15 protein-coding genes, 1 tRNA gene and 4 pseudogenes are annotated in these 24,690 nt (G+C 49.8%); 9 read left to right on the plus strand and 11 right to left on the minus strand.

The window, feature by feature from the left end; genetic code table 11:
* Positions 1 to 175: 175 nt before the first annotated feature.
* Positions 176 to 1,183, plus strand: coding sequence for an FAD:protein FMN transferase (locus CGZ65_RS02600; protein WP_096294709.1), 1,008 nt, complete (start codon positions 176 to 178; stop codon positions 1,181 to 1,183).
* Positions 1,184 to 1,346: 163 nt separating this feature from the next.
* Here CGZ65_RS02600 and CGZ65_RS02605 read toward each other — a convergent pair whose 3' ends face one another.
* From CGZ65_RS02605 to CGZ65_RS02630, 6 genes are all read right to left on the minus strand, one after another.
* On the minus strand, positions 1,347 to 1,685 hold the full coding sequence (locus CGZ65_RS02605; protein WP_096294710.1) for a hypothetical protein: 339 nt from the start codon (positions 1,683 to 1,685) through the stop codon (positions 1,347 to 1,349).
* A gap of 16 nt (positions 1,686 to 1,701) precedes the next feature.
* Positions 1,702 to 2,919 carry a poly-beta-1,6-N-acetyl-D-glucosamine synthase gene (pgaC, locus tag CGZ65_RS02610; RefSeq protein WP_096296073.1) on the minus strand — a complete coding sequence of 406 codons (1,218 nt, stop codon included), beginning with the start codon at positions 2,917 to 2,919 and terminating at the stop codon, positions 1,702 to 1,704.
* A gap of 56 nt (positions 2,920 to 2,975) precedes the next feature.
* A complete protein-coding gene (pgaB, locus tag CGZ65_RS02615; protein WP_096294711.1) occupies positions 2,976 to 4,856 on the minus strand; it encodes a poly-beta-1,6-N-acetyl-D-glucosamine N-deacetylase PgaB in 1,881 nt (626 codons plus the stop codon).
* A gap of 197 nt (positions 4,857 to 5,053) precedes the next feature.
* On the minus strand, positions 5,054 to 7,459 hold the full coding sequence (pgaA, locus tag CGZ65_RS02620; protein WP_096294712.1) for a poly-beta-1,6 N-acetyl-D-glucosamine export porin PgaA: 2,406 nt from the start codon (positions 7,457 to 7,459) through the stop codon (positions 5,054 to 5,056).
* Between the two features lie 287 nt (positions 7,460 to 7,746).
* On the minus strand, positions 7,747 to 8,343 hold the full coding sequence (locus tag CGZ65_RS02625) for a cysteine hydrolase family protein (protein WP_232507492.1): 597 nt from the start codon (positions 8,341 to 8,343) through the stop codon (positions 7,747 to 7,749).
* 425 nt (positions 8,344 to 8,768) lie between these two features.
* On the minus strand, positions 8,769 to 10,106 hold the full coding sequence (locus CGZ65_RS02630; RefSeq protein WP_096294713.1) for a sodium-dependent transporter: 1,338 nt from the start codon (positions 10,104 to 10,106) through the stop codon (positions 8,769 to 8,771).
* 319 nt (positions 10,107 to 10,425) lie between these two features.
* Between CGZ65_RS02630 and CGZ65_RS02635 the strand changes: the two genes are divergently transcribed.
* On the plus strand, positions 10,426 to 11,388 hold the full coding sequence (locus tag CGZ65_RS02635; RefSeq protein WP_096294714.1) for a calcium/sodium antiporter: 963 nt from the start codon (positions 10,426 to 10,428) through the stop codon (positions 11,386 to 11,388).
* 284 nt (positions 11,389 to 11,672) lie between these two features.
* Here the strand turns inward: CGZ65_RS02635 and CGZ65_RS02640 are convergent.
* A tRNA-Ile gene (locus tag CGZ65_RS02640) sits at positions 11,673 to 11,748 on the minus strand.
* A gap of 207 nt (positions 11,749 to 11,955) precedes the next feature.
* Here CGZ65_RS02640 and ubiD point away from each other — a divergent pair.
* From ubiD to CGZ65_RS02665, 5 genes and pseudogenes are all read left to right on the plus strand, one after another.
* Positions 11,956 to 13,434 carry a 4-hydroxy-3-polyprenylbenzoate decarboxylase gene (gene ubiD / locus CGZ65_RS02645; protein WP_096294715.1) on the plus strand — a complete coding sequence of 493 codons (1,479 nt, stop codon included), beginning with the start codon at positions 11,956 to 11,958 and terminating at the stop codon, positions 13,432 to 13,434.
* A 230-nt stretch (positions 13,435 to 13,664) separates the two neighbouring features.
* Positions 13,665 to 15,121 (plus strand): annotated as a pseudogene (locus tag CGZ65_RS02650) (DASS family sodium-coupled anion symporter).
* Positions 15,122 to 15,393: 272 nt separating this feature from the next.
* Entirely contained in the window at positions 15,394 to 16,686 is a 1,293-nt protein-coding gene (locus tag CGZ65_RS02655; RefSeq protein ID WP_096294716.1) for a paraquat-inducible protein A, read from the plus strand.
* Positions 16,676 to 18,345, plus strand: a pseudogene (gene pqiB / locus CGZ65_RS02660) (intermembrane transport protein PqiB). The gene CGZ65_RS02655 and the pseudogene pqiB overlap by 11 nt, the downstream one beginning before the upstream one ends.
* The gene (locus CGZ65_RS02665; protein WP_096294717.1) at positions 18,345 to 18,860 is read left to right on the plus strand and encodes a PqiC family protein; all 516 of its coding nucleotides are present in this window, start codon (positions 18,345 to 18,347) and stop codon (positions 18,858 to 18,860) included. Before pqiB ends, CGZ65_RS02665 begins: the two are co-directional and overlap by 1 nt.
* Positions 18,861 to 19,113: 253 nt before the next feature.
* Here CGZ65_RS02665 and CGZ65_RS02670 read toward each other — a convergent pair whose 3' ends face one another.
* On the minus strand, positions 19,114 to 19,983 hold the full coding sequence (locus CGZ65_RS02670; protein WP_096296074.1) for an alpha/beta fold hydrolase: 870 nt from the start codon (positions 19,981 to 19,983) through the stop codon (positions 19,114 to 19,116).
* A gap of 71 nt (positions 19,984 to 20,054) precedes the next feature.
* Complete coding sequence (locus CGZ65_RS02675; protein WP_096294718.1) at positions 20,055 to 20,285, minus strand: tautomerase family protein; 231 nt, start codon at positions 20,283 to 20,285, stop codon at positions 20,055 to 20,057.
* Between the two features lie 129 nt (positions 20,286 to 20,414).
* Here CGZ65_RS02675 and CGZ65_RS02680 point away from each other — a divergent pair, with 129 nt between their 5' ends.
* On the plus strand, positions 20,415 to 21,299 hold the full coding sequence (locus CGZ65_RS02680) for a LysR family transcriptional regulator (RefSeq protein WP_096294719.1): 885 nt from the start codon (positions 20,415 to 20,417) through the stop codon (positions 21,297 to 21,299).
* A gap of 43 nt (positions 21,300 to 21,342) precedes the next feature.
* Here the strand turns inward: CGZ65_RS02680 and CGZ65_RS02685 are convergent, their stop codons facing one another.
* The gene (locus CGZ65_RS02685; RefSeq protein WP_232507493.1) at positions 21,343 to 21,837 is read right to left on the minus strand and encodes a TIGR00645 family protein; all 495 of its coding nucleotides are present in this window, start codon (positions 21,835 to 21,837) and stop codon (positions 21,343 to 21,345) included.
* A 249-nt stretch (positions 21,838 to 22,086) separates the two neighbouring features.
* On the opposite strand from CGZ65_RS02685, the pseudogene CGZ65_RS02690 reads away from it, so the two are divergent.
* A pseudogene (locus tag CGZ65_RS02690) lies at positions 22,087 to 22,847 on the plus strand (sulfite exporter TauE/SafE family protein).
* Between the two features lie 211 nt (positions 22,848 to 23,058).
* Here the strand turns inward: CGZ65_RS02690 and CGZ65_RS02695 are convergent.
* Positions 23,059 to 24,656, minus strand: a pseudogene (locus CGZ65_RS02695) (peptide chain release factor 3).
* Between the last annotated feature and the right edge of the window lie 34 nt (positions 24,657 to 24,690).

Genomic DNA, 24,690 nt, shown 5'->3' on the forward strand with positions numbered 1-24,690 from the left:
CGGCCTGAGATCATTGCAAGCTCCCTATCTTTGGCACATTTCTTCGTTATGCGCTGCTCGAAAGTTTGTCTATCTAAATGATAGGTCTGCGCTTTCTGTGCCGTTCTTACTTCGAACCGTACTCAAATCTGGGGTTTTGCAAAGATCTCGGCCTGATTTTTATTTCAGAGAAACCATGAATATCCCCTTAAGCCGCCGGCGTTTTTTGGCCATCAGTGCCGTTGTTGCGGGCGGTGCGGTTTTACCGTTGGCGCTAAACCGCCAAACTGATAACCTTAAAACCGAGGAAGCCGGGCCGTTTGTTTGGCAAGGCATTGCCTTGGGTTCAGGTGCGCAGTTGCGTCTGTATCATGTCGACCGCCGACAAGCCGATGATTTAGTGAATAAGGCATTGGCGGAAGTGGCGCGTTTGGAAAAAATTTTCAGCTTATACCGTGACGACAGCCTGATTGTGCAGCTTAACCGTGAAGGCCGTCTGGACAATCCGCCGCAAGATTTACTGGCTTTATTGAGCATCAGCCAAGAAGTTTACCGGCTCACTCAAGGCGCGTTTGACCCGAGTATCCAGCCGTTGTGGAATTTTTATGCCGATTATTTCAGACGGTATCCCCATGCCGATGCGCCGCCGTCGCAGGCGGATATGAATCGAGTATTGCAGCGTGTCGGGTTTGATAAAGTGGAATTTGACGATACGTTTGTCCGATTTCACGGCCAGGGCATGGGCTTGTCGTTCAACGGTATTGCCCAAGGCTATATTACCGATAAAGTGGTGGAGTTATTTCAGAAAAACGGCGTAGAACAAGCTTTAGCCGATATGGGAGAAATCCGCGGCTTGGATATGGACGGCAAACGCACATGGCAGGCCGGTATCCGCAATCCGCAAGATGAAAAAAGCGTGTTGCTGAATGTACCGCTGCAAAATGAAGGTTTTGCTACTTCCGGCGGCTACGGTACGGTGATGGACGAAGCAGGTAAGTTTACTCATTTGTTCGACCCGCGTTCGGGCATAAGCACACCGCGTTACCGCAGTGTGAGCGTGATGGCACCAACGGCCGCACTGGCTGATGCGTTTGCCACGGCGTTTTCGGTGATGCCGCAGGACGAAATCCGGCAAGCAGCGCAGGCCAAGCGAGCGAAAGTGTGGCTGGTAATGCCGGATAATGAAATCGAAATCATTGAGTAAAAAGCAGAGACCTTTGCAAATCCCTATTTGGGGCACATTTCTTCGTTGCGCGCTGCTGGAAAGCTTGCCTATCTTCAATATGTTTTTGCTTTCTGTGCTGCTACAATTTTGAACTGCACTTAAATCTAGGGTTCTGCAAAGGTCTCGGCCCTTTTGTCTGATATCAAGCCCGGTGATTTTCAGACGCCGCGAATACATCTTCCAGATTGTCTTCGCGGCGCTTGTGATCCATGCGGTATTTTACCAAAATGCTCCATGCCTGCAAAATCACCAGTTGCGATAACACAATCACTAAAGCGGCACGGAAGATGTCCCACAAGGTCCAGCCGGCGACCAGTGGCTGCATAAACAGCGTGTGATGATCGTCGATTATCAAATAAGCAGCCAATGCCCATAAGCTCCAAATCACCATAAAAGCCAATATGCTTTTGGTAGTGATGCTCAGCGAGCGGCGCTTGGCTTTGCGGATAATCATTTGTTCGCGTAAGTTTGCGTTATACATTTGCTTCTCCTTTAAGTTATTGAATGCCGCGGTCAGGGCTGACCCAAGTCGCTTGGCGGGTTTTGTCACGGAACACGGCTTTCGGGAAACCGTGAATCAAGGTAATACTGTTGAGCAACCAAAAAGCGTAGGGATACCAGATACAGCTGATAAAGTAGCGGAACAAATTGCCTTCGTAGCGGCTGTCGATATAGAGGCTGATCGAAAATTGCAGTAAAAAGGCCATAAAAGTGGCTAAACTGCCAACTTTGAAGAAGGTTAAATCCGCTGTGCCCATCACCATTTCGGCAATGCTGAAAATAGAAAAGGCCAGCAGCGAATAGGCCCAAATCAAGGTCACGAAATATTCAAAATAAAGCGGCCACAGGCGGATGTTTTTTGCTTTCCAGATTTCGCTGCTGTATTTCAAAATCACTTCCGCGCCACCTTGAGCCCAGCGCAAGCGCTGTTTGTAGAGGCCGCGTAGGGTTTCTGGCATTAAGACCCAACATAAGGCGCGAGGTTCATAAATAATTTCATAGCCTGAAGTCTGCGTTTTCCAGCTGATGTCGATGTCGTCGGTAATCATGTTTTCGCTCCAGCCACCGATTTGCCGCCAAGTGTCTTTGCGAATGCACATAATTACGCCGGATACGGTAAACAGTGTGCCGGCCATGCTTTGCGAGCGTTTGATTAAGCCGATAATCGAGCTGAATTCTGCTACTTGCAGCTTGCCCAATACGGTACTGCGGTTGCGCACGCGCGGATTACCGGTCATGGCGCCGACATCGGGATTGTTTTCCAGCGTATCGACAATGTATTCCAGCGCGTTGTAATCCAAAACCGCATCGCCGTCGATCCCGACAATGTATTTGCCGAGAGCATGTTTTGCACCGTTGTTCATCGCTGATGCTTTGCCGCCGTTTTTCTGATCAACCACTTTGATGCGCTCGGAAACATTGCCCCAGCGTTGCAGGATTTTCAGTGTGTCGTCTTTGCTGCCGTCGTTGATGAACACCAATTCATAATTGGGATAGGTGAGTCTCAGCAGGTGGGGAATCGATTCGTCCAGATTACCGGCTTCGTTGTAGCAGGGAATCAATACGCTGACCATCGGCGCATCTTCATCAAAAACGGGTTTGTCGCCGCTGCGTTCCCACACTAGGAAATACAGCATACCGGAGATGGTCCAGTAAACGGCCATGATGCCCGGATAGAGTATGACAAAAATGGCGAGATATTCGTACCAATTCATGATAATTTCTTTTGTGAGCGTAAAAGCTTCAGGCGGCATAGGGGCCGTCTGAAGGATTATTTGATACCGAATACCGGTTTTACTGTTTTCAAATCAGGCTGGTTTTGCACGAAATCATCGCTGAAGGCTGCGCCTTTGAAGTGTGCTTTACGCACCTGCATGATGCGTGCCGCCAAGTCTTGCGATAAAATCAACTGCTGGCCGTCGTAAGCACGGTTGGGGATGTTGAACACGATTTTGTCGTGCGGCAAATCGGTAGCGCGCAATCCGGCCAATAAATTGCCCAGCCATGCTTCCGAAACGCCGCCGCGCCATTCTGTAGTCAATGAATACGGCGCTGCGTGTACTACGGTGTGATTGTAATGCCGGGAAAATTTCGCCAGATTCTGACCGAGCCATACCGGTTTTTCAGACGGCATGGCTGCTTCGGCCCAAATGCTGCGGGCTGTTTTCATTTCGTTGACGCCGTTGAAGCTGTATTGCAGGGCGGCTTGTTTCAGCATGTCGGAATAGGCAATCAATGCATCGGTTTTGGCTGCATCGCTACCTTTGTCTGCAGCTTCGAATTCGGTAATGAAACCGTCGCTGCCGAAGGCCAGGCCTTTAAAGCGGCTGTTGAATGCCAAATCTTCGTAAATCTCTTTTACTGCTTGACGGTTTTTCGCGTTGTAAGGTGACAAACGCTTCACCGCACGGGCATTCAGACGGCCTGTACGCGAATCGGTCAGGTATTCGTAGCCGTCGCCCAAGTCAAACGCCAGCATCGGCATCCATGCCCTCACTTCTACGTTCGAACGAGCATTGAGCTGCCAAGAGACTTGGCTGAACAAATCGGCCTTCATCTTCAAATGACGGTTGGGGAAATACGCACTGTCGGCCGCGCCGTCGCCGTTTTCATCGGTAACGGCCTGCAGATACACGGTTTGGGTGCCTAAAGCACGCATGCGTTCGATTAATTTGTCGTAATTTTGGTTTTGCCTAATCGGGTCGGCATTGTATAAATCGTCTAGTTTCACATACACCGCGCGCTCGTAGGGCAATGTAAAATATTTGTCTTCCAAATACGATTTCAGATGGCCTAAAGAAAATTCTTGATCCACCAATGAGCGGCCGATGCTTTGTTCGCCGATGGTGCTGAGTTTTTCATCTTTCAAAGTCATGTCGTTGTGGAAACCCAATTCGCGGGCAGTTTCCACGGCGGTTTGGGTGAATTGGCCGTATGGCCACACCAATATATCAGGCGTTACGCCGGTGCGCTGTCTGATGATGTCGCGTGATTTTTTCAAATCGCTGCGGATGCGGGTGCGGTATTCAGACGGCGTTTCATAGCTTTTGTTGCGGTAATTGCCTGGGAAGACGGCGGCAAATTTCGATCCTCCCGGGTTGCCGGTTTGGCCGCGGTGCATGTCGTGGCTGTGCGAGGCTATTTCAACCAGACCGCTTTGCTGTATTTCGCGCACTTGTTCCCAAGTAATGAAGGCCGAACGCGGCAGCCTGATGCTGCCGTAATTGATGTAGCCGTCGGCAGGTGTTTCCAGCCATGATGTCACCAGGGCGTAAACGGCCGGATAATTGTAGGCCTGCAAAACCGGATAAATGGTGGTGTAGAAGCTGGCGTAGCCGTCGTCAAAAGTGAGCAATACCGGTTTGGCCGGCAATGAACCTTTGCCGGCACGCGCCGCTTTAATCTGCTTCCAGCTGACCGGTGTGTAGCCGTTGTCGCGCAGCCAGTTGAAATGGGTAATCAAACGCTCAACGGTGATGGTTTGCGGAAAATAAGTGCGGCGCACGTCTTGCGGCATATTAGCGGGAAAAGGCGGTTTGCTCTGGTCGATGACGTCGTGATAACAAATCACGCCGTATTTCACATCAGCCGCTGCCCACGCGGAAGGCAGGGCAAAGGCGCATAAAAGCGGGAATAAAATGCGTTGTTTCATCAAAATCTTCCTTGCTGGTTGATCCCCCCGCCCGTCAGGGTGGTAGAATCAGGATTTATCCGGAAGAGGTATAACCTCTTCCTAATCAGGGCAACACAGGGCTGCGCTTTATGTGCAGTCCTGCGTGTTGAAACATTTATTAATGGGGAATGTTGTTTCAGACGGCCTATCGTATAAACAGGCCGTCTGAACATCGCTTATTTAAATTTTACATTTAGGCCGATGCTGCCGAAGTTTTGGTATTCGGGTTTTCCATCGTATATGGCTTGGCGGCGGCCGACTTCGTAACTGAGATTGAGTTTTCTGCCCAATTGCCAATCGTGGCCGTATTTCAGCAGCCAAGTATTTTCAGCATTTTCGCCTGCCTGCCAGTAGCGGCCGGCACCGGCGCTGACGGTTTGCTGCAATTGGATGCGGTTGTCAAACGGTTGGCTGTGAGACAAGGAGAGCGTGCCGCTCAGGCTTTTGCTGTTTTTCGGGTTGTAGTAGTGCGCTTCGGGGATGTCTTTGTTGCTGCTGTAATCTGCCCGCAATGAGCTGGAAAGTTTCCAGCGGTTGTATTGGTAGAGATTATTGGAAAGCCATGCGTAAGCGGTTTTGCGCAGGTTGCCGTCGTCAAAATCCATCACGCCCGCACCAATACCCATACGTAGGTTGGCAGAGTGGGTGTAATTTGCGCCTATGCTGTATTCATTGGCATACACATCTTGATTCAAGGCTTTGGTCGGCGTATCGGCGCTGTTGTAGGCAGCGTTGGCATTCAGGCTCAAGCGGCTGTCTAAGCGATAGTCCACACCGGCTTTGACATAGGCTTTTTTATCCAGATTCACGCCATGACCGGCTTCGATGTTGATCGTGGCCGGATAAGCGCTGACTTCCGCACCGACACCGATACGGCCGGCACGCAACGGTTCGCCGTGGTTGGGTACATAAGCGGTTTGCTCGGCCACATAAGCGCGGTGGCCTTTGTCGCTGCGTTGGCTATACAGCGTGGCGTTTTGCCCCCATTCGATTTTTTCAGACGGCGAGGTGGCTTTCATGGCATTGGCGTTGATGCTCAAAGCCGGTGCGCGTGCTTGGTCGTAATCTCGGAAAAAGCTTTGATAGCTTAAATTGTTGCGGCTGACGTTTTGCACGGTTTGATCCACTTTGCGCCAATTGCCGCTGGCCATCTGCATGGAAGCGGTTTTGCTTTTCACCCAGTCTTGCGATTCAGGCGATAAAAATTCCTGCGCGCGGTTGAACCACATTTCGGCTTCTTCTGCATGGCCGTTCCAGTAGGCCAGTTCGCCGCGCAAAACTTGCGCCCACGGGTCGGCCGGATATTCGGCAATCCAGGCATCCATTTCTTTAATGGCTTTATTGATATCGCCGCCCCATGCATCCAAACGCGCATTCCAGAAATACCGTTTGTTGTAATACGGATTGCTGATGTGGACGGTGCGGGTGAAATCGAGCTTGGTGCGTTCGGCGGGCCAATTCAGGATTTGCGCACGCGCTTTGTCGTAATAGCCCAAATCTGCATACGCACCGATTAAGGACTCGTTTAATTCATCGCTGATTTTATTGTTCTGCGCCATTTCGGTGTCTGCCGCAGTTTGATAGATTTTGCTGGCTTTATGCGGGCTGGCGGTTTCGGTTAAGGCTTTGGCGTAGTAGGCATCGACATAAGCCGGCTGCTTGCCCAGTTTGGCCAAGCGGCGGTAATCGCTAACGGCTTCTTCCGGTTTGCCGGTGGCGGTAGATGCTGCCAAGCGGTCACGCAGTGCGCTGGTGTGTAACTCACTACCGAACTCGGTGGCGTTCATGATGTCGGTCAGCTCGCGATAGGCTTGTTTGAGCTGCTCTTGATCGGAGATTTCCAACGCACCGCGCAGGCGTGAAGCGGCTGCATTTTTTTGTCCCCACAATTTGTCGGTTTGGGTGAAATATTGCGGAAATTCTTTGATCAAACGCTCCTGCACAGGGTATGCCCTCATTTTGGCAGCCAGGCGGTAAGTTTGTAAAACTGTTTCTTTATCGGCTCCCGCGCTCATGCGTTTGCCCAGAATACTTAACTGCTCGGTTTGCGATTGGGTTTGGCTGTTGAGGTATTCGGCTGCTGCTTGAATATCACCGTCATCACCGAAGCGGCGGCGGTATTCTTTAATATCGGCTGTGGCCTGTTGCTGCCGGCCTTGGTCGGCCGCTACTAAGGCACTGCCGAGAAAGCCGATTTTTTGGTCTGGAAAACGGGTTTGCAGCGTACGGTAAAACTTGGCCGCTTGATCGAATTTTTTATTGTCGCGGGCGGCTTTGGCTAAGTTTTCCAATTCATCGGCTGCCAGTTCGGACGGCATGCAATCGGCGCATATGGCCAAGGCTTCTTCGCGCTGGCCGCCGCGTATCAGCAAGGCAATCAAATCGGCACGCACGGCCGGATTATTGGTTTCGCGATAAAGCTGCTGCAAAGCATCAACGGCTTCAATGCGTTGCGCTTCACTGGCGCGCGAGTAGGCAACCCAATGCTCGCGTTCGGCATCAATGTTTTGGGCATAGGAAACGACAGGCACGGAAAAACCGGCCGTCGCCACCAATAAAGAGAGTGGACGGGTAATGTTCATTGTTAAATTATCAAACTGACGGCCGCCATGATGGCGGTAGTGTGAAAGGATGAGTACGTTTCGAAGAATGTGTTTGAATGTATATGGAATATACAGGATTATTATGTTGGTTGGTGTGATTTTAATGTATTAGAGTTATGTTTCAGTTTGTAATATTTTAGCGGTTAATATTTTGACTAAGCGGATAAACCGTTTCGGTGGAAATAGTTTTAAGAGATAATGGAAAAAAGAGGCCGTCTGAAACAGACGGCCTGAAAACTCTTGCAGCTGGGAGTGTTAGCAAGAGACTACGACACTTTTAATAAGGCGTTCAAAGAAAGGGATTCCGTTAAACACGGAATTTCTGCAGAATGTGTGGCTACAGTAATACCTTGCTCGCGCAAATCGCGGATGGCTTTGAGGGTGGTTTCCGGCGTATAGCCGCAGCCTGCACTTAAATTCACGATGACGTGTAAGCGGTGGCTGTAGTATCTTAATTGTTGTGCGGTATGGGTTACCGCATCTTCGGTGGCCAAGCCGCCGATAATCACGGTATCAGCGCTGTTTTTGCGCAACCATTCCAATAAGCCTGTGCTGACCAATTCACTGGTATCGTGAAAGCATACCCCGTGACGGTAATCGCCGTCGGTCTCGATCACATGGTCGTAATCGGCAGGGCTGGGCAAACCGGTGAACAGATGATTGCGACGGCAGTTGTCTCGGTTTTGGCTGAATACTAAGCCGCTGCGATTAAGCGGGGCTTCTATGCATTCTTGACAAAATACACCGGCGGTCGAGCCGACATTTTCAATCAAAACGCGCTTATCGGCAAAACGCGCTTGGCGGTTTAATTCGTCCACGATGTATTCCGGATGGTGCAGAAAACGGTTTTCGTTTGCTGCCATGCAGGAAAAACGATATTGCGGCTGGATTATCGATAGCAATAGTCGTCATGATATTTCTCCTAATGTTGTCATCGGGTTGCCCGTCATCAATAATCAAGTTTGGATAAGTGGTTTTAAAATCGGATAATCGGCTAATACTTGATAGACGGTATAATATCAGGATAAGCGTAATATTGCTAGAAAATATTTAGTAGATTGAAATAATATATTTAGTGAGTATTGAAGGATGGAATGAATTGAGCTTTTGAAATAGAATTTATGCCAAATAAATCAATCTATTGCAATCAAAATGGCCGCGGTTTGTTTTAATGAAGACAGAATATTTTTATGCTGAAAAAATAACAAAATGAGACAAAAAGGCCGTCTGAAAGCAATGTTTTCAGACGGCCTTTTACCTGTTGAGGACTTAAAAAGGGGGCGGCTGCTTAAATCCAGCTCAATGTATTGATGAAGACTATAAGAATGGCAATCGGAGCCAGGAAACGCAGCGTGTTGAGCCACAAATGAATCACGGTTTGGGGTATGGTGCTGCCTTCGCTGATGTTTGCCAAAACTGATTGTTTGTTGCGTACCCAGCCGGTAAAAATGGCCACGCTCAACGCACCAATCGGCATGATGATGGCGGAAATCATGTAATCCCATAAATCAAAAACGGTTTTGCCGAATACTTTAAATTCGTCCAATACGCCAAACGATAAGGCTGAAGGAATACCGACGATGAAAATCGCTACGCCGATTAGCCAAGTGCGGCTTTGTCGTTTGCTTTCGTCTTGGCGGATAGTGGCGGCAATCACGGTTTCCAACATAGAGAATGCCGAAGTGAGCGTGGCAAATACCACCAGCAGCATAAACACGGCAAAAAGTATGGTGCCGAACGGAATTTTCATAAATACCGCAGGCAATACGATAAAGATTAGGCCCGGGCCTTGTGACGGTTCAAAGCCAAACGCAAACACTGCCGGAAAAATGACCAAACCCGCCAGTATCGATACCAATAAGTTCATCCACATGATGCTGTTGCCCGAGCGGAACAAATCCTGCTTTTTGCTCAGGTAAGATGCATAAGTAATCATGGTCGATACGCCGATGCTCAGTGCGAAAAATGCCTGACCCAACGCCATCAGCATAGTTTGCGGTGTGAAGTAAGACCAATCGGGCTTAAGTAAAAACGATACGCCTTGCATTGCATTGGGCAGGGTCATCGAACGGATGGCCAATACGATAAACAACACAAACAAAGCAGGCATCAGATAGCGGTTGGCTTTTTCAATGCCGCCTGAAATGCCGCCTTTTACTACCCAAATCGTCAACAGCATAAATAAGCCCTGATAAAATAATACGCTCCAAGGGGTGGCGATGGTGGCCCCGAACAAAGTCTCGAAATCGGCATTAGGATGAATCTGGCCGCTAAACGCGTGCACCACGTAGTTCAGCACCCAACCGCCGACAACACTGTAAAACGACAGCAGCACGAAACACGCCGCCACACCCATGCGCCCTACCCACGGCCATTGCGAACCGGGCGCCAGCGTTTTGAACGCATCGACTGCGTTTTTACCGCTAGTACGGCCGATATAAAACTCAGCCAATTGCACCGGCAAGGCAACTAAGATGGTAAACAGCAAAAACAATAAAAAGAACACGGCACCGCCATTGGTGCCGGCGGTGTAAGGGAATTTCCAAATCGCGCCCAAACCAATCGCCGAACCGGCAGCGGAAAGGATAAAGCCCAGTTTGGATGACCAAGAAGCAGGAGTATTCATAAATGTATCGAAATGTAAAAAATAATGGTTGATTGTAACAAAGCTGTTATGCAGATTGCAGCGGTTGAAGGCGCGAGTTAGTGATTAAGCATACAAGATGCGAATAACAGATAGTATAGGGTGGAAACCATCAAAATTTTTTAAAAGAGAAGAATTAACAAGAAGAAAATAGTTGAAAATAGAAATATTATGCCGTCTGAAACTGGAATATCATCTTGGCGTATCAATTTTTCAAACAGGTCTCAGTGCCGTCTTGGAAAGCTTGGGAAAGCTGCTACAATAGCCTCCTTTCAAAACACACCTAAACACAAGGAAAATAATGATTTACGCTATCATAGCTATTATTATCGGTCTCGTTTTGCTGGTCTGGAGCGCCGACCGCTTTATTGACGGTGCGGCTGCTACCGCCCGCCATTTCGGCATGTCCCCGCTGTTAATCGGTATGGTCATTGTCGGTTTCGGTACATCGGCACCGGAAATGGTCGTTTCCGTGATGTCGGCCTTAGACGGCAGCCCGGGTATTGCCTTGGGCAACGCCTATGGTTCCAATATCACCAACATTGCTTTGATTTTGGGTGTCACTGCCCTTATCAGCCCGATTATGGTGCAAAAACAAATCGTTAAAACCGAACTGCCAGTATTGCTGGTGATTACCGCCTTAGCCGCGTTCCAATTGTTTGACGGTTATTTGAGCCTGATGGACGGCGTGGTATTGCTGCTGGTGTTGCCCGGCTATATGGGATGGACAGTGAAAACCAACCTGAAAGGTGCCGACAACATCGTGGAAGACCTTTCCGATGAATTGGAAAACAGCAAAATGCCATTGAAAAAAGGTTTGTTTTGGTTGGTTGTCGGCTTGTTAATATTGGTTTTGAGTTCGCGTCTGCTGGTATGGGGAGCCGTTACCGTGGCACAAAGCATGGGTGTCAGTGACTTGATTATCGGTTTGACCGTAGTTGCCGTTGGTACATCATTGCCGGAGTTGGCTTCTTCTATTGCCGCCGCGCGTAAAGGCGAACACGACATTGCTATTGGTAACGTGGTCGGTTCCAACTTATTCAATACCTTAGCCGTAGTGGGTTTGGCTTCCGTGATCCACCCGATGGAAGTGGCACCGGAAATTCTTACCCGCGATGTCGCCATCATGTCGGGCTTGACCGTGTTGCTGTTTGTCTTCTGCTTGGGTAAAGGCCGCGCAGGTCAAATAGGCCGTCTGAAAGGTCTGATTTTGCTGGGTTCGTATGCAGCTTATACGGGTTATTTGATTAGCACTAGTTTTTAATCTATATATTCTATATATAAGGAATAAAAAAGAGCAGGGAGAATCCTGTTCTTTTTGTTTTTAGGCTTGAAAGATTGGGATTTTTCAGACGGCATTATTGCTGTGCAAGCAAAAGCATATGAGCAATTTTTGTTACTCTATAATATGCTATTCATCAAATTGCGGCCATTGAAAATCTATAGCAACTGTTTAGTTGAGAGTATATTGATGACAAAGTAGAAAAACGAATCAGTCCGTCTGAAAACAAAACCGGATATGCCAATCGACATATCCGGTTTTCAATTTGGTGGGTCCGGTGGGTTTCGAACCCACGACCAAGGGATTATGAGTCCCCTGCTCTAACCCCTGAGCTACAGACCCGTCAGAAGCAGGGGCGTATTGTATCATAATTTAACGGCTTCGCAAGATTGCGTCATAACGGAATATTCGGCAAATCTCGAGTGATGGAAGGTTATATGGTTTCAACGCCGCTCAATTTGTCAAAACGCGTTATAATTCAGGCCAATTGTTTCGGCAAAGCTTAATGGAAAGGCCGTCTGAAAAACATTGGGCTGAAAGAGAGTAAAGATGAAATACAAAGACTTACGAGATTTTATCGCGCAGCTTGAAGCGCAAGGCAAACTCAAGCGGATTTCCACGCCGGTGTCGCCGGAGTTGGAAATGACCGAGATTGCTGACCGCGTGTTGCGCGCGGAAGGGCCGGCGCTCTTGTTTGAAAATCCGGTTCGCGCCGATGGCACGCGCTACGGCTATCCGGTGTTGGCAAACTTATTCGGCACGCCCGAGCGTGTAGCGATGGGGATGGGCGAAGGCAGCGTGTCGAAATTGCGCGAAATCGGCCAAACGCTGGCTTATTTAAAAGAACCCGAGCCGCCAAAAGGTATTAAAGATGCGTTTTCCAAACTGCCTTTGTTGAAAGATATTTGGAGTATGGCGCCGAACGTGGTGAAAAATGCGCCTTGCCAAGAAATCGTATTGGAAGGCGAGGCGGTCGATTTGTATGAGCTGCCGATTCAGCACTGCTGGCCGGAAGACATCGCACCTTTGGTCACGTGGGGTTTGACCGTGACCCGCGGGCCGAATAAAAAACGCCAAAATCTCGGCATTTACCGCCAACAATTAATCGGCAAAAACAAGTTGATTATGCGGTGGCTGTCGCATCGTGGCGGTGCGCTGGATTATCAGGAATTCCGTAAACAGAATCCCGATGCACCGTATCAGGTGTCTGTGGTGCTGGGCTGTGATCCGGCCACCATTTTGGGTGCGGTGACGCCGGTGCCGGATACCTTGAGCGAATACCAGTTTGCCGGTTTGCTGCGCGGTTCGCGTACCGAATTGGTGAAATGTATCGGTAATGACTTGCAGGTGCCGGCACGGGCTGAAATCGTGTTGGAAGGCGTGATTCATCCGAATGAAACCGCGCTGGAAGGCCCTTACGGCGACCACACCGGCTATTACAACGAGCAGGATTGGTTCCCCGTGTTTACCGTCGAGCGTATCACCATGCGCAAAGACCCGATTTACCATTCCACCTACACCGGCAAACCGCCTGATGAGCCTGCCGTGCTGGGTATGGCACTGAATGAAGTGTTCGTCCCGCTTTTGCAGAAACAGTTTCCCGAGATTGTCGATTTCTATCTGCCGCCGGAAGGCTGCTCTTACCGCATGGCGGTGGTGTCGATGAAGAAGCAATACGCCGGACACGCCAAACGCGTGATGATGGGGTGCTGGAGTTTCCTTCGCCAGTTTATGTACACCAAATTTATCATTGTGGTTGATGAAGATGTGGATGTGCGTGACTGGAAAGAAGTCATCTGGGCGGTCACCACACGCATGGACCCGGTGCGCGATACCGTTTTGGTGGAAAACACGCCGATTGATTACCTTGATTTTGCCAGTCCCGTCAGCGGCTTGGGCGGCAAAATGGGCTTGGATGCCACCAATAAATGGCCGGCCGAAACTGACCGGGAATGGGGGCGAGTGATTGAAAAAGATCCCGCTACCGTGGCCAAGGTCGATGCCATGTGGAAAGATTTGGGCTTGTAAAATAGTATTGGAAGGCTGTTTGAAAAATGTTTTTCAGACGGCCTTTTTGTTTTTGTCCGCTTGTTTTGCTCAAAATCAAGAGTTTTCTAAATAAGAATATTTACATTAAAATAATCTGACATTTATTGTGATACATCAAAGTTAGAGGGTAGAAGGTTGGAATTATACTGTTACTAATAAATATTTAATCCTGATTTTACGCATACAGGAGCTTAACGATGGACAAGAAAATAGGCTTTAAGCCGATTTCTACTGCGGTTGCGGTGGCGTTGGCTTTATTGATTTGGTTTGTGATTCCCGTGCCTGAAGGTGTAACACCGGACGGCTGGCATCTGTTGGCGATGTTTGTCGGTGTGGTGGCGGCGATTATCGGAAAAGCTATGCCGATTGGTGCGATTGCGATGATTGCCATTACTTTGGTGGCGCTTACCGGCGTGACCAACGACACGCCTTCGGGTGCGATTAAAGATGCGCTTTCAAGCTTTTCCAGCTCGCTGATCTGGCTGATTGGTGTGGCGATTATGATTTCGCGCGGTATTCTGAAAACGGGCTTGGGTGCGCGCATCGGTTATCTGTTTATCGCCGTGTGGGGTAAAAAAACTTTAGGCATCGGCTACAGCTTGGCTTTATCCGAATTGCTGCTGGCTCCGGTAACACCGAGCAATACCGCGCGTGGGGGCGGCATTATCCATCCGGTAATGAAGGCGATTGCCTCAAGCTACGATTCCGATCCGGAAAAAGGCACGCAAAACCGCATGGGTAAATATCTGTCGCTGGTTAATTACCACAGTAATCCGATTACGTCGGCCATGTTTATCACGGCTACCGCACCGAACCCGCTGGTGGTGGAATTGGTGGCTAAAGCAACCAACAGCGATATCGAGCTTAGCTGGGGTACATGGGCGTTGGCGATGTTTGTGCCGGGTTTGATTGCCATGATTTTGATGCCGGCCGTGCTGTATTTCATTGCGCCGCCGAAAATAAAAGAAACGCCCAATGCCATGCAGTTTGCCAAAGACCGCTTGAAAGAGCAGGGACCGATGAGCCGTGGTGAATGGATTATGCTGGGTGTTTTCGGGATTTTGCTGTTTCTGTGGGCAGGCATTCCTGCATTACTGTTGGGCAAAGCGTATGCCGTTGACGCGACAACCACCGCCTTTATCGGCTTGTCACTGCTGTTGCTCTCGGGTGTATTGACGTGGGACGACATCCTGAAAGAAAAAAGCGCGTGGGACACCATCACTTGGTTTGCCGCATTGGTGATGATGGCTACATTTTTGAACAAGCTCGGTGTGGTGACCTGGTTTTCAGGCTTGTTGGAAAGCGGCATCGCCAGCACCGGCATGGGCTGGATGGGGCATGTGCCTTGCTTTTGCTGGCTTATTTATACGCGCACTATATGTTTGCCAGTACCACCGCCCACATTACCGCCATGTTCGGCGCCTTCTACGCCGCAGGTATCGCCTTGGGCGCGCCGCCGATGCTGTTTGCCTTATTGATGGCTGCTGCGTCCAATATTATGATGACCTTAACCCATTACGCCACCGGTACCGCGCCGATTATTTTCGGCTCGGGCTATTCGACGTTGGGTGAATGGTGGAAAGTCGGTTTTATCATGAGTGTGGTCAATCTGCTGGTGTTTGTGGTAATTGGCGGCATTTGGTGGAAACTGTTGGGCTATTGGTAAGATGATTGGCTATTGAGGCCGTCTGAATATGATTGTTCGGACCTGAGACCTTTGCACAATCCCTATTTGGGCACATTTCTTCGTTGTGCGCTGCTCGAAAGCTTGGCTATCTTTATGATATGTCTTCGCTTTTTGTGCTGCTGCAACTTTGAACCGAACTCAAATCCAGGATTTTGCAAAGGTCTCGGCCTTTTACAATGTTTCGCTGCTATCGGCTTGTTTTTGCTATATAATGCCGACCTTGATAAAGTTTTTATTCCGCATCCGATTTCATGAAACTGTTTCCGACCTACCGACGCTGGTGGCGTTTTAAATCGTTCCGCAACGATGCCACCTTACCGGCGCACTCGGTGGATTGTCCTGATTGCGGCTGCCGCACCGACATTCCGTGTCTGCAGCAGGGGCAGGAAGCGCACTGCCCGACGTGCAATCATGAGTTGGTGCAGGTCGAAAAAAATCCCTACATCGCGCCGTTGGCTTATGCAACCACATCGCTGATTTTAATGGCTTTTGTTTACACTATGCTGTTTATAAAAATTGAGATGATTGGCGTGCTGTCGATTTTGACCTTGCCGGAAATGATGCGGCTGTTGGTGTTGCAGGAATTCGGTTTTTTGGCCGAAGTGATGTTTATTCTGACCTTCGGTACACCGTTGCTGTTTTTACTGATGTGCGTATACGTCTATTCGGCCTTGGTGATGGAAAAAATGCTGCCGGCGCTGTTTTTCTGCACACGGGTGTTGGTTCGCTTGCGCCATTGGATTATGGTCGATGTGTTTTTTGTTTCTACCTTGGTGGCTTATATTAAATTGTCGTCGGTATCTGAAGTCACGTTCGGCCCGGCTTTTTACCTGATGCTGGTGTTGGCGGTGATGTTGATTCGCACATCGGTATCGATTCCGCAGCATTGGGTGTATTATAAAATTCACCGTATTTTAGGCCATAATGCCGTTCAGACGGCGTCGGATGACAAGATTTGCTGCAGCCGTTGTCTGTATTTCCGTGATGCCCGCGAGCAGATTTGTGGTGTGTGCGGTGCGGATTTATACCGCCGCAGGCCGTATAGTTTGCGCATTTCGCTGTGTTTTTTGGTTGCGGCGGCGATTTTCTATGTTCCGGCCAATTTGCTGCCGATTATGATTTCGTCCAACCCGACCGCGCTGGAAATCAACACCATCTTGAGCGGCATCATTTATATGTGGCACGACGGAGACAAACTGATTGCGGTGATCATTTTCAGCGCCAGTATCTTGGTACCGGTGTTGAAGATTGTGACGATGGCGGTGTTGATTGCATCTGCCTATTTCAAACCGCCACTTGCTGTGCCTTGGATGTCGGTGATGTATCGGATTACCGAAGCCGTCGGCCGCTGGTCGATGATTGATATTTTTGTCATTATTATTTTGATGAGTGCATTTCACACCAATATGGCACGAGTGGTGCCGGGTGAAGCCGTTGTGTATTTCTGCTTGGTAGTGTTGCTTACCATGCTTTCCGCTTATTTTTTCGATCCGCGCCTGATTTGGGACAAAGTTTCAGACGGCCATAATGAACATGAACGATAATCTAAACCAACCTGACAATGATTTACCACCACCACCGGCACGCATTAAGAAAACCAACGTGTTTACTTCGGTGGTTTGGCTGATTCCGCTGATTGCCCTGATTGCGGGCGGTTGGTTGCTGATGAAACAAATCCGCAATACCGGCCCGACCATCACGCTGCTGCTCGACAGCGCCGATGGCATTGAAGTCAACAATACCGTAATTAAAGTGTTGAACGTTGATGTCGGCCGCATCACCAAAATCAAATTGCGTGACGACCGCAAAGGTGTTGAAGCCACTGCGCAATTAAGCGCCGATGCGCAAGATTTAATCCGTAAAGACACTCAATTTTGGGTAGTGAAACCGCGCATCGACCAAAGTGGCGTAACCGGCTTGGGTACACTGCTTTCCGGCTCATACATCGCCTTTACCCCGGTATCGGCGCGGAAGAAGAATCGGTGTTTAAAGTATTGGATATTCCGCCGATTGCCGCTATCGGACAACGCGGCCTGCGTCTGAAATTGGTCGGATCGAATGACAAGATTTTAAATGTCAGCAGCCCGGTTTTGTATGAAAACTTCATGGTCGGGCAGGTGGAAAGCGCGCGCTTCTACCCCGACGACCAAACCGTGCATTACACCATCTTCATCCAAAGCCCGAATGACAAGCTGATTAATACCGAAAGCCGTTTTTGGTTGGAAAGCGGCATCAACATCCAAACATCAGGCAGCGGCATCCAAGTAAATTCCGCGCCACTGCCGGCTTTGCTGTCAGGCGCGATTGCATTTAGTTCGCCGAAAACCGATGATACCCAATCTGTCAACAATGAAGACACCTTCACGCTTTACGACAGTCGCAGCGAAGTAGAAAACCTGCCGGACGACCGCTCGCTTTACTACACCGCCTTTTTCAAACAATCCGTGCGCGGTTTAAGCGTAGGTGCGCCGGTGGAATACAAAGGCATCAACATCGGCGTGGTGTCGGATTTGCCGTATTTCGCCCGTAACGACAGCCTGCAACTGTTTGCCAACGGCTGGATTCCCGTACGCATCCGCCTGGAGCCGTCGCGTTTGGAAATGAATGCCGATATGCAGAGCAAAGCGTATTGGCAGCAGCAACTTCAGACAGCCTTAAACCGCGGCCTCACCGCTACCATCGCCAGCAATAATCTGATTACCGGCAGCAAATTGGTCGAGCTGACCGACGAACCGTCTTCCTTGCCGAAGTTGAAACCGCATACCGTGTACGGCGGCGATACCGTGATTGCCACGCGCGGCGGCGGCTTTGACGATTTGCAGGCACAATTGTCGAATCTGTTGGAAAAATTCAACAAGTTGCCGCTGGAGCAAACCGTTGGCAACCTGAATACATCGTTAGCCGAACTGAAAACCACTTTGCAATCCGCCACCACCACTTTGAATTCGGTGGATAAATTGGTCGGCAAATCGCAAACGCAGAATATTCCGAAGGAAATCAACCAAACCTTGAAAGAATTGCGTCAAACCCTGCAAGGCGTGTCGCCTCAATCGCCGATTTACGGTGAGGTGCAAAACACCTTACAGAGCATTGATAAGACGCTGAAAGACGCACAGCCGGTGATCAACACGTTGAGAGAAAAACCGAATGCGTTGATTTTTAATAGCAATACTAAAGATCCGATCCCGAAAGGAAGCCGATAATGCGCCTTTTAGCTTTAACCTGCGCCGTGTTGCTCGCCGCCTGCAGCACACCGCAAAGCACCCGATATTTCGTGCTGCCCGACAGCCAATACATTCAGCCGCACCAAGGCGGCGAGGTGGCGGTAAAGGTATATTTAGCCGAGCCGCTGAATCAAGGCGGGCTAGTGTATCAGACCGATGCGCATCACCTGAATTTTGCCAAAAACCATTTGTGGGTAAGCCCGCTTGATAGCGCGTTGGCCAACAGCTTGAGCAACAAACTCAACCGCTTAAACCGCCAATACACCTTTATCCCTTCCGGCCGCAGCCAAAGCAGACAAGTGTTGAAAGTGTATGTCGAAGCGTTCAACGGCAGCTACCAAGGCCAAACCGTGGTCAGCGGCTACGCACTATGGCCGAACGGGCAAAGCAAGCCTTTCCATGTCAAAACGCCGCAGCAGGGCGACGGCTATGCAGCCATGGTCGATTCTTTAGAAACCGGTTTGAACCGCGCTGCTGAATTAATGGCTTATTAAAAATACAGGCCGTCTGAAGATATGTTTTTCAGACGGCCTGAACCTTTGTAAAACTCATTGAAAAGCCATTGCACAAAAACAGCCGTGATTCCTGCGCAGACGGGAATCCATTTTTGAATACAGCAAACTATTGAATAAAATAAGTTTCTGAAATTTTAAGATGGATTCCCGCCTGCGCAGGAATCACGGCTTTTTTGGTTTTTATGAATGGTTAATGAGGTTTTACAAAGGTCTCTGCCCTTTACCATAAAAGTTACCGATTCAAAAACGGCTCAACCGAAGCCCAAACTGCCGGAAAATTGACGGCAAAAGTCGGGTGCGGCGTATTCGGAATTACCGCCAAATCAGCGTTCGGCAGCATTTTATAGGCGGCGATAACGGTATCCAGCGGAGCGTTTTGATCGTCTTCGCCCACTACCAGCAATACTGGTGACTGCACGCGGCTAAATGTTTCCGCGCCAAATTCGGCTTGGTTATAAGCCGCGTTTTGTTGCGCCACCCATTGCGCGGTTCGTTGCGGATTTGGGCGGATGGTTTGCTGTTGCGCCCAGTAGGCAGGGTCTAGTTTTTGCAAGATGGCAAACGGCGCACGTTCTTTGGTGCCGCCTTGAATGAAACCGCGTTTCCATTCACCGGCACCGATGGCGATGATTTTGCCGCTCTGCGTCGGATAGTCTGCCGCAAACTGCAGCGCGGTGTAGGCACCGTCGCTGAAGCCTAAAAAGTCAGCTTGGCTGATGCCCAGTTGACGCAACACGGTGGCGGTGTCTTTGGCTTTTTGCGCGTAGGTTGGCAGCACTTTGTTGCTTTCCGATTTGCCGTGACCGCGGGTGCTGATGGCGATGACTTGGCGTTGTGGACGCAAGCGGTCGATAAATTCGCTCATTTCGGCGGTAGAGCCGACCATGCCGCCGTGCAACACAACAACCGGTTTGCCTTGACCGTACACTTCGTAATAAATCTTGCTACCGTCTGAAACGGCGTAGCGGCCGGAGGTGGTGGTGTTGCCGTAGTCGGTGCTGCTTTGGTAGCTTTGCTCGGTTTGGCCGAAGTAGCGCAAAGGCTCGGCATGGGCGGCGGTGGCGAATAGGGCGGCCATCAGTAAGGTGGTGAAGGTTTTCATGATCATTCCCAGATTCATATCAAGCATAATAGGCCGTCTGAAAATGCTGTTTTTTCAGACGGCCTGATAGATTAAAACTGATAATGCGGTTTGCGCAGGAAGCGGCCGCCATTCGGTTTCACTTCCGCATCATACACTTGCTCTTTCCAATCGCTTTCGGACAATTCCTGATAATCAATGGTAATCCACTCATCGGGCGTGTTCAAACGTTCGCTGATAAAGGCGGTCAAATCGTCGGCAAATGATTGCAGTTGCTGCTTGTTCAAACCTTTTGGATAACATTTAATGGCAATATGCGGCATGATGGGTTCCTTCAAAAATGGTTTTCAGACGGCCTGTTGGCTGCCTGACTCGATAACTGTATTGTAAATTAAGCTGAATTACTTGATAATCAGCAAGATAAGATAAACAGTTTTAAGATTTTCTTAATAATGGAGCACCTGAAACTCATCGCCATTTTCAACGCCGTACTCAAACACGGCAGCATGAATGCCGCAGCGCAGCATCTGAACATGACCGCCAGCGCGGTCAGCCAGCATATTCAAAAGTTGGAAAAACATTACCAAATCAAATTGTTAAACCGCACCACCCGCAGTCTTGCGCCGACGGAAGAGGGAAGGATTTTGTGGCAGTATGCGCAGCGGCTGGCCGATTTGGCGGCGCAAACCGAACAGGCCATGCAGAATCTGCGTGCCGAGCCGGCAGGTGACGTGCGCATCACGCTGCCCGACGGTTATGTGCAAACGCCCGTCATCCGCCAAACGATTGCATTATTGCGCGAGCATTATCCGTCCATCCGCCTGATACTTATCGAAGACAACCGCCTGAGCGATTTACATGCCGACTACAGCCCTGATATTGCCATCCGTGCCGTGCCTGAGCCGGACGATGACCGCCTGATTGCCCGTCCTTTGGCGCATTGGCCGACTATGATTTGCGCATCGCCAGATTATTTAAGTCACCACCCGATTGCCACTCCGCAAGATTTATCGCAGGCGCATTGGCTGAATTTTCAGGATTCGGTGTTGCTCGATACCTTAAAACAGCTCGGTTTGCCTAAAGTATTGCCGCCAAACCGCACCGATTGCCTGAACCATTCCGTCACCGCCCGCGAGTTGGTACGAGTCGGTTTGGGCTTGGCGGTGTTGTTGGCGGGCGATGTTGCGCCTTATATTGCAGACGGCAGTTTGGTGCAGGTATTGCCACACCATCCGTTGCCGGTGCGCACGATTTACGCCGTCACCGCCTACCGCGGTCAATCGGCCAAAATCCGTGTAGTGCTGGAAACTTTATCGCAATGTTTTGCGGCACAATAAAAAAGGCCGTCTGAAATTTCAGACGGTCTTTTATGTAGAAAAATCAATGGTGTTTGTGTGAGGTGCTGTACACAATTTTATCAGTCCACGCCATGGCGACGGCGGACACTAAGAAGCCCATGTGGATGATGAATTGCCACATCATTTGTTTTTCGGTGAGGTTGGCGGCATTGATGAAGGTTTGCAGCAAATGAATCGATGAAATGCTGATAATCGACATCGACAGCTTCACTTTCAATACCGAAGCGTTCACATGGCTGAGCCATTCGGGCTGGTCGGGGTGATCGTCAACGCGCAGGCGTGAAACAAAGGTTTCGTAGCCGCCAATTAACACCATTACCAACAGATTGGCAATCATCACCACGTCGATCAGGTTGAGAATCGTCAGCATGATGGTGTTGTCGTCCATTTGGTTGAGGTTGACCACCAAATGCCACAGCAATTTCAGGAATTTATAGGCGTAAATGGCTTGCACCACCGCCAAGCCCAAATAAATCGGCAGTTGCAGCCAGCGGCTGGCGAAAATCAGGCTGCCCAAGAAGTTGCGTTGTGGCTGAGGCCGGTAGGGCTGGTGCGATGGCGGGTGTGTGGTTCGTGTGTATGTTCGGTCATGTTGGATAGTATAAAATAATCAAAGGCGCGTATTTTAAATGAATTTTTGCTGGAAATCCAATCTCTTAATCAATAGGTAACCGAGGCCGTCTGAAGTTTTCAGACGGCATGCAGTATAGACGGAGAAAGCCGATTTCATTAAAATATTCAAAAATTTTATTCAGATTACCTATTGATGGAAACAACGTTTTACTTTTTGATTATTATCGGTTTTTTGGCCGGATTGATGGATGCGGCAGTGGGCGGCGGCGGTTTGCTGCAAATCCCCGGGCTGTTTAATATCCTGCCGGGCACGCCGGTGCCGACCGTGTTGGGCGTGGGCAAAGTGGCGTCGTTTTCCGGTACGGTCACCGCGACCTGGCAATATGTGCGCAAAATTCCCGTGCCGTGGAAAATGCTGCTGCCGGCGGCGGTGTTGGCGTTTATCGCTTCGTATCTGGGCGCCAAATCAGTGGCGTTTTTCCCGACCCAATACATGAAGCCGATTATGCTGGTCATCATGATTGTGATGTGTCTTATACTTTTTTAAAGAAAGACTTAGGCCAAATCCAGCGTACCGCCAAACTCACGCGAAAAGAAACCTTGTGGGGCTTGTTTTTCGGCGCATTAATCGGCTTTTACGACGGCATTTTCGGGCCGGGCACAGGCAGCCTGCTGGCGTTTATTTTCGTGCGTTTTTACGGCTATGATTTTCTTACCGCCAACGCTTCGGGCAAGGTCATCAATACCACCACCAATTTTGCCGCTTTAACTTTTTTCGTGCCGCATGGCCATGTGGTGTAGGCATGGGCGGTTCCGTTGGCCGTAGCGAATTTGTGCGGCGGCATCATCGGTGCACGGTTGGCGATACGCGGCGGCACCAAGTTTCTGCGCTACGGTTTTATGTGTTTGCTGGTGTTGATCATCGGTAAGTTTGCTTGGGATTTGCGGGTGTAAACAAGCATAAAAGAGGCCGTCTGAAACATGTTGTTTCAGACGGCCTGAGACCTTTGAAAAACTTCAGATTTGAGTACAGTTCGAAGTTAGAGCGGTGCAGAAAGCGCAAACATATCATCTAGATAGGCAAGCTTTCGAGCAGCGCATAACGAAGAAATGTGCCAAAGATGAAGATTTTGCAAAGGTCTCGGTCTTGCTTATATTCATCTAATCAAGCGTTCAAATTCACCGCATGTTCGCGTGTTTCGTGGAACACAATGTCCGGCCAGCGCTCTTGGGTCAAGCCAAGGTTCACACGGTTGGGCGCGAGGTAGGCGAGGTTGCCGCCGGCATCAATGGCCAAGTTACCTGCGTTGGCTTTTTCAAATTCGGCCAGTTTTTTCTTGTCGTCGCATGATACCCAGCGCGCCGACCAGATTGAAGCGTTGTCGAACACGGCTTCTACGCCGTATTCGGCCGCCAAACGCGAGGTCACGACTTCAAATTGCAATACGCCGACTGCGCCCAAAATCAAATCTGCGCCCGATTGCGGTTTGAATACCTGCACCGCGCCTTCTTCGCCAAGCTGCTGTAAACCTTTTTGCAGTTGCTTGATTTTCAGCGGGTTTTTAATGCGAACGCTGCGGAACAGTTCCGGCGCGAAAAACGGAATGCCGGTAAACGCCAGTTGCTCGCCTTCGGAAAAGCTGTCGCCGATTTGGATATTGCCGTGGTTGGGAATACCGATGATGTCGCCCGCATAGGCTTCTTCCACCAGCTCGCGGTCATGCGACATAAACGTCACTACGCTGGAGGCGGCGATGTCGCGGTTGATTCGCAGGTGTTTCATTTTCATGCCGCGCTCGAATTTTCCGGAACAAACGCGCAGAAAAGCAATGCGGTCGCGGTGTTTCGGATCCATATTGGCTTGGATTTTGAACACGAAACCGGAGAATTTTTCTTCGGTCGGCTCAACCACGCGCACGGTGGCATCGCGGCCTTGCGGTGCGGGTGCCCAATCGATTAAGGAATTTAAGATTTCTTGGATGCCGAAATTGTTAATCGCTGAGCCGAAGAATACCGGCGTGAGTTCGCCCGCCAAAAATTCTTCCAAATCAAACTCGTTAGACGCGGCCTGCACCAATTCGATTTCGTCGCGCAACTGTTGGATTTCCAAAGGAAAACGTTTTTCCAATTCCGGGTTGTCGATGCCTTTAATTACGTCAAATTCGTGCGGTAAACGCTCGCCGCCGGCTTCAAACAGATACACTTCGTCATTCAGAATGTGATACACGCCTTTGAAATTTTTGCCCATGCCGATCGGCCAAGTCACGGGCGCGCAGCGGATTTTTAAAATGTTTTCCACTTCGTCGAGCAATTCCAGCGAATCGCGCACTTCACGGTCGTATTTGTTCATAAACGTGACAATCGGCGTGTTGCGCAGGCGGCAGACGTTTAAAAGCTTAATCGTTTGCGCTTCCACACCTTTGGCGGCATCAATCACCATCAAGGCGCTGTCAACCGCGGTCAATACGCGGTAGGTGTCTTCCGAGAAGTCTTGGTGGCCGGGGTGTCAAGCAGGTTGACGGTGTGGTCGTTGAAGTCGAACTGCATCACCGACGAAGCTACGGAAATGCCGCGTTGCTTTTCGATGTCCATCCAGTCGGACGTGGCGAATTTGCCGGTTTTCTTACCCTTCACCGTACCGGCGCTTTGAATTGCACCTGAGAACAACAACAGTTTTTCGGTCAGCGTGGTTTTACCTGCATCGGGGTGGGAAATGATGGCAAAAGTGCGGCGGCGGCGCACTTGTTCGGGGATATTCGGCATAATGATTTTTCTAAAAATTTCAGGCCGTGGTTCA

Origin of the sequence: Neisseria weixii (assembly GCF_002327085.1) — a bacterium.
Lineage (GTDB): Bacteria > Pseudomonadota > Gammaproteobacteria > Burkholderiales > Neisseriaceae > Neisseria > Neisseria weixii.